The sequence below is a fragment of the Xenorhabdus littoralis genome, assembly GCF_033949345.1.
Taxonomy (GTDB): Bacteria; Pseudomonadota; Gammaproteobacteria; order Enterobacterales; family Enterobacteriaceae; genus Xenorhabdus; species Xenorhabdus littoralis.
This window is the reverse complement of the sequence record NZ_VCDP01000013.1, coordinates 1-5829: the sequence shown is the minus strand read 5'-3', so window position 1 is coordinate 5829 and position 5829 is coordinate 1. Positions and strand designations below refer to the sequence as shown.

The following is a 5829-nucleotide window of genomic DNA, read 5'->3' as shown; positions in this document are numbered from 1 at the left end:
CGGACAATCCGCGTCTGAGCAACCGGGCACTCGGTATTGAGGATATGAACCGCAAGGGCACAAAGGCTGCGCTGACACCGACAGCGTTCAGAGAAATTTTTCAGCAGGTCGAGCAAAAAGACCGGGGCGTGGCTGCGGTGATGCAACTGGCGTATGTGCTGGGATTGCGCACCAAAGAAGCGGTGGAAGCTTACAAATCCTTAGCCACCTGGAAAAAAGCGCTGGAGAACGGTCATACGTCCGTGCGGGTGGTGTTTGGCACTAAAGGCGGGCGGCCGAGGCAGACGGTCATTCTGGATCGGGAAGCGCTGCAATATGCTATTACCTATGCCGAGCGCGAACAGGCAGGGCGTAGCGGCAGATTGATTGATAAGCCCACTATTCACCAGGCGATAGACCGTTACCGTTACGTGGTCAGACGTGCTGGACTGGTGGGGAAGCAAGCGCCGCACAGTATGCGTTACCATTTTGCTCAGCAATCCGGCGCGCATTACAAAGCACAGGGTTTCAGTGACCGGGAAGTGCTGGCACTGGTGTCGATGGATTTAGGGCATGGAGATGGGCGTGGGCGTTATATCCGACAGGTGTATTACCAGGATATTGAGAGTGAATAAGTGCATCACGCTTCTGACATTATTTTCAGTATTTCTCATGCTGATACGTTCGGGTTGACCGCGACAGCCATCGTGTTGACGCGTATCGCGAGGCCGGATGAATCGAATAATGAGGCGTTCCGGTTCAGCGCTCTGCGGGAATATGCGCTGCGCCAGGCTACAGCGGCGTTCTCCAGGCAGATGCTTACGGCGGGTATGCCATGGCAAGGGAACTGAAAGTCAGTAAATTTGGTGATGAGGTGGCATCAGAAGCCAAAGAAAAAAACAAACAGATTCGCTACCTCCAGTACAAGGGGTTTTCGATGGACATGATATTTGAGGCGTTAAGCTGATCATGGTTTGCTGTCAGAGCGCCATCCGAGACAAATGTCGTCATATTGTAGCTTCGCTCCCATATAAACCACGTGATATTTACAGTCCCATCTCGTATGACTTAAGCTCTGATAGTCTCTCATCACGAATCCTCATCTCTTGGCGGAGATTTCAGATTCGCGCGACTGACTTAAAGGTCAAACCTTTCGGAGTCCCCCGGCAAAGCCGGGGAGTTACCGTATTTAATTAATGCGATTTAATAGGGGGAATATCCTCCATCTTTTCACTCACCGTAAACCGGCGGTTAGTGGACCAGGATGATGTCTTTCCGTCAAATGTCTGTCTTGCCGAAATTGAATACGGCCCTACAGGTAATGTAACCAGCGTTGATGACCAATGACCTCTGGCATCCGCATTCGCACTCCCCAGTATCGTTCCTGGGTTATTGCTTTTCACAATGACGACCGAGGCGCCCGGCAGCGCCGTACCGCTGATTTCCGGTGTTCTTCCTGTGGTAGCATTTTCTTCAGGCGAAACGATGCCAACCGGATCAACAGAAAGTGACTCAACGGAGAATGGGGTATTTCCAGACCATGATGACGTTTTACCATCAAAGGTTTGTCGCACCGCAACCGAGAAGTTCCCCACAGGCAATCGCGATGACATCACCTGCCAAAGACCTTTCGCATCCGCCACGGTTCTGCCAACGACATAATCCGGGTTGAAACTTTTGACAACTACCACTTCCGCGCCCGGGATTGCATCTTTCCCTACAAAAATAGGGAGCTGCGTCGTTTTTGAATTTTTTTCCGGAATGACCAGTGACGGCGCGTTCAATGACAAAGGCACAACAACGAAAGGCTGATTAGCTGACCATGAAGATAGTACAGATCCCATGGTTTGCCTTGCCGATACGGAATAATTACCCTCCGGCAGTGATATATTGGATAGTACACTCCATACTCCATTGCTGCCTGCCTTTGTTGTTGCCAGCACTGTTTGTGGGGAGTGACTTTTAACAACGGTGATACCAGCGCCTGGGGCAGCTGTTCCAGAGAACAGCGGCTTATAAGTTACCGGGGCATTTTTTTCAGGGCTGCTGATATGTGGTGCTTCCAGACTTGCTGTACAGCCAGGCAATATTTCTCCATTCAATGCCACGGAGACGACAGCCTCCTGAGAATTGGCACTGCAAACGTGCACCCTGATACCGCTACTATCCTGGAGTGTTTTCCCCGGACGCAGTTGAGGATTTTTTAATGAAGTATCCTCTGATGTCGCATTGACAAGGCTGGATTTAACGCTGCCACCGATGCTTGAGTAACGTAACCAAACGCCGCCGGGTGTATTGTCATCCCCTTTATCCCGGTATTCCAGAGTTAAATAACGATTTTGTTGTGGAAGCTTGATGTAATAAAGTTGTGGGCCATCTTTTCCGAGGGAGCCTAATCCATAACGCCCTGATGTTGTAATCTCACTCAATGTTTTTCCCTCCTGCAACCATCCTGCAAAAGCACGCGTGACCGCAGGATATGGCGAACGTCCACCCCCGACAGGATCACCTGGGTCGGTGGTTGCTCTGACGCCACATCTATCGGGTGTTTCAACCGTATCTCCCTCTGTTGGGCAATTGATATACATATCTGGATGGCTGGTACCAAGATTATGACCAAATTCATGCAGCCAGACATGCGAACTCCCCCCCTGACCAAACAGCACAATATTTTGTCCCGGCGCACTCGCCAGTGCCCCCCCCTGACATTTAACAGCTACAAACAGGTAGTCATAATCGGAAGCAGGGATACCTTCTGCATCAGCGGCATTCCTAGCCCTGTTCAACATATCATTAAATGTACAGGAAGACGGTTTTTCTCCAAAATCAGGTATTAGCATATATCTCCCATTTGCTGTTTTCACTGGCTCGAGCAACAGCTTCCCTTGGGAACTGTCTTTGACGAACGAACGCAATGAATCTGGCGAGTCCGAAAAAACCTGTTGCCACTGAACATTCGGGTCTGTCGTCGATCCATCCGCCCACTTTCCAATGACCAGTAATACTTTTTTATTCCCGACTACGGGACGAATGGGTAATCCAGTTCCTCTACCAGCTATACCATTATCAGCATCAGACTGAGCAATAACCTCATCATTCACTGGATTATCGGGATTTAATTCCGTTGCAAACAGATTCATCGAGAACATCAATGATGATGTAATAAACGCAGCTAACTTTATATTCATTAATAAACCTCTTTAATTTCATTCCGAATTTCAGCGTTAGATTTTCAATTCTAAATAGCTGCTCGGAATAGTAGATCACTTTGCGGTAACTCAGTCCGGTTTATGCGATCTGAGCAATCGCTGAATCTCCCAAATCACCAGCCAATCCAAAGCTGGAACCTGACACTGTCTCAGTTGTGTATTTACTTTGAAGGGCGTCTGGATAATGTGATAACGTTATAATGGCTGAATTATCGTGACACAGAATACTGAACGCCCTCGGTTATAGCATTGATATATTTATTTTTTAGCACTTCCTCGGCGGCTTGCACATATCGCTGTAGCGTTATTAGTCATGCCCCAACCTTGCATTTTTATTTATTAATATTTTATGTGAAAAAGCAAATGCACCTGAAAATTGCAGGTCAATCAGATGCTGCTGTACTGGGTTAAAGCCTTCATCAATATGAGCATCTCCAACTGAAATTAAAAATGTTTCATCAGGCGATCTACTGGCATGTTCAGCAATTTTGTTAGCAAGATATTTGTTGACATACTCATCCCGCCACTGCCCGGAAAGAATATTTATCAAATCTCTTCCTGCTTCTTCCGCTGCACTTGTGGAACGAATAACCTCGTCAACATTGCTATTGAATTTATCAGCCAACTCACTTGCGTACTTTTTAATTTCTTCTGTGAAAGGTTTAGCTAACGCCTTTAAAGTATCTCGTTGTTTTTCATCCATGCTGGAAAAATCCCCCGCATTTTCCATAAGAGTATCAAACATTGATTTTGCCGAATTGGCGATCTCATGTTCCCAGGGTATGACCGTGGCTTTTGGTTTAGGGTTAGAACTGAAAAATGATTTCTTCATCAATTCCGCAGGCAATTCTCTATCTTGACCTGCTGTAGAGTTCTCGTCATATTTTTTCACATTATTCTTCCAGCCATCACTCGTAAACTCAACGTACAAGTTCAGCTTCTTATCTTCCAAAGAGCTCATTGCATCGGGGATATCTTTTGCGTATTTAAATGGGGGGGATGCATGACCATCACCAACAATGAATATTTTTGGTCTATTATTTGATGCCAGTGTCCCAAAATAGGCAGAATCCAACAGCATACTTTGTCCTGGGAGAACTAATTGCCATCCCTCATGATTTCTTTCACTATTTAATCCGGCCTTATCATACATAGTCACCGGATTATCCTGCACCATGCGATACAGATTCAGCCCGTCCACGGTCCCTGCCGGATCTGCACTCAGCCAGCGGCCCACCCACGGCTGATAGTACCGGTACCCGTAGTAGCACAGCCCCGTCGTATCCCGTTCTTTGCCCGAGTATCTGACGGTTTTGTAATCAGCCTCCACCGTGCTGCGCGCCGTCAGGATGGCCGTGCCTCCGTAGGGGTAGTATTCTTCCATACTGATAACATTCCCGTCGGTATCCAGCTCCAGACCGCTGCTGCCAACCAGATTGTCATAGCTGTAGCGCACCTGGTCGTTGCCGATGGTTGCTGGCCTGCCACTTTCCCAGTGCAACACCCGCACTTGTGCACGGCCCGCTTCACCCACCGTGATAACCTGCAGGCGCTCTTTCTCTGTTTCATCATTTTTTATCGTCCGCAACTCCAGCCTCGGCAGATACTGCACCCGCTGTGTCTGGACGCTACCGCCGGTTTTCTGCGTGCTGACCTTGATCAAGCGCTGGCTGTTGCCGTCGTAGCGATAACTTTCCCGGTCATTTGCTGCCCCCTCTCTCACTACCGGGCTGACGTTTAACAGTTCGTTTCGTGGGGTCCACATCAGCTGCTGCCCCGGCAGCAGCTGCGTCTGCTGTCCACCTGCCGTGAACAACGCCTCCACCTCTGCCGGTGTTGCCGCCAGTGGACTAAAAACGCCCCGATTGCTGCGGTCGCTGACCGTGATATGGGTGGTATACGTGTTCTTCGTCGCCGGGGCGCTGTGGCGTATCTGCGTCAGGTTGCCGGCGCAGTCATACGTGTAGATGCGGGTGTAGTGGGTATACGCGGAACTGTCGGTGGGAAGGGGAATGGCTGCTGAGGGTAAATGGCTACCCTGCTGACCGGCATTGGCCATCTCGCGCCCGGTGGCGCGGACCAACTGGTACAGGCTGTCATAGACATAGGTATTCTCCGGCACCACTTTCTGGTTGCGCCAGAACCGGGTCTCTTCAGCATCATTGCGCACACTGAGCACGTTGCCCACCGGGTCATACTGATAGCGCAGGTCCTGCAGTACCTTAGCACCGAGCTTATGAGTGGTCGGACGTTCCGTTTTTATCCCGACCAGGCGCTGGGTCTCCGGCTCGTAACTGTAGGTGGTCACCACACCATTACCGTGCTCCTCGCTCAGCTTCTGCCCAGCGGCCGAGTACGTCAGCGACCTCACGATAACCTGCTCCTGTCCGTTTTTCACCGTCAGCCAGCTACCCTTCAGCAGACCCGCCACGTCGTAAGCCACGCGCTGCAGGTTGCCTGCGGTATCTGTGGTGGTCAGTACCGAGCCCGTGGCATCAGCGGTGGTCAGGGTGGTGTGGGCCACCGTGTCCAGCAGGGCGCTCCAGGCGGAGGTGTCCTGGCCCTGCCAGTCGGCAACGGTACCCGTGTTATCAGCGCCCTTCAGCAAACGACGGGTGACCGACAGCGGAACACCGCTCAG

The 5829-nt window shown here is 50.3% G+C and carries 4 protein-coding genes; 2 read left to right on the top strand and 2 right to left on the bottom strand.

Annotated elements, in window-relative coordinates:
* Both FE394_RS04345 and FE394_RS04340 read left to right on the top strand, forming a co-directional pair.
* A partial coding sequence (locus FE394_RS04345; protein ID WP_319925181.1) for an integrase domain-containing protein occupies nt 1-614 on the top strand: 614 nt, incomplete at its 5' end.
* A gap of 200 nt (nt 615-814) precedes the next feature.
* A complete protein-coding gene (locus FE394_RS04340) occupies nt 815-946 on the top strand; it encodes a regulatory protein RecX (RefSeq protein ID WP_237333841.1) in 132 nt (43 codons plus the stop codon).
* A 226-nt stretch (nt 947-1172) separates the two neighbouring features.
* On the opposite strand, the gene FE394_RS04335 is transcribed toward FE394_RS04340, so the two are convergent.
* Nucleotides 1173-3167 carry a hypothetical protein gene (locus tag FE394_RS04335; protein WP_319925180.1) on the bottom strand — a complete coding sequence of 665 codons (1995 nt, stop codon included), beginning with the start codon at nt 3165-3167 and terminating at the stop codon, nt 1173-1175.
* Between the two features lie 328 nt (nt 3168-3495).
* Nucleotides 3496-5829: RHS repeat-associated core domain-containing protein (locus FE394_RS04330; protein ID WP_319925179.1), on the bottom strand; the 2334-nt coding region annotated here is incomplete at its 5' end.

What these genes read in the sequence shown, in the direction of transcription:
- FE394_RS04340 (WP_237333841.1), top strand. Translation starts at nt 815, where the DNA reads ATGGCAAGGGAACTGAAAGTCAGTAAATTTGGTGATGAGGTGGCATCA.
- FE394_RS04335 (WP_319925180.1), bottom strand. Translation starts at nt 3,167, where the DNA reads ATGAATATAAAGTTAGCTGCGTTTATTACATCATCATTGATGTTCTCG.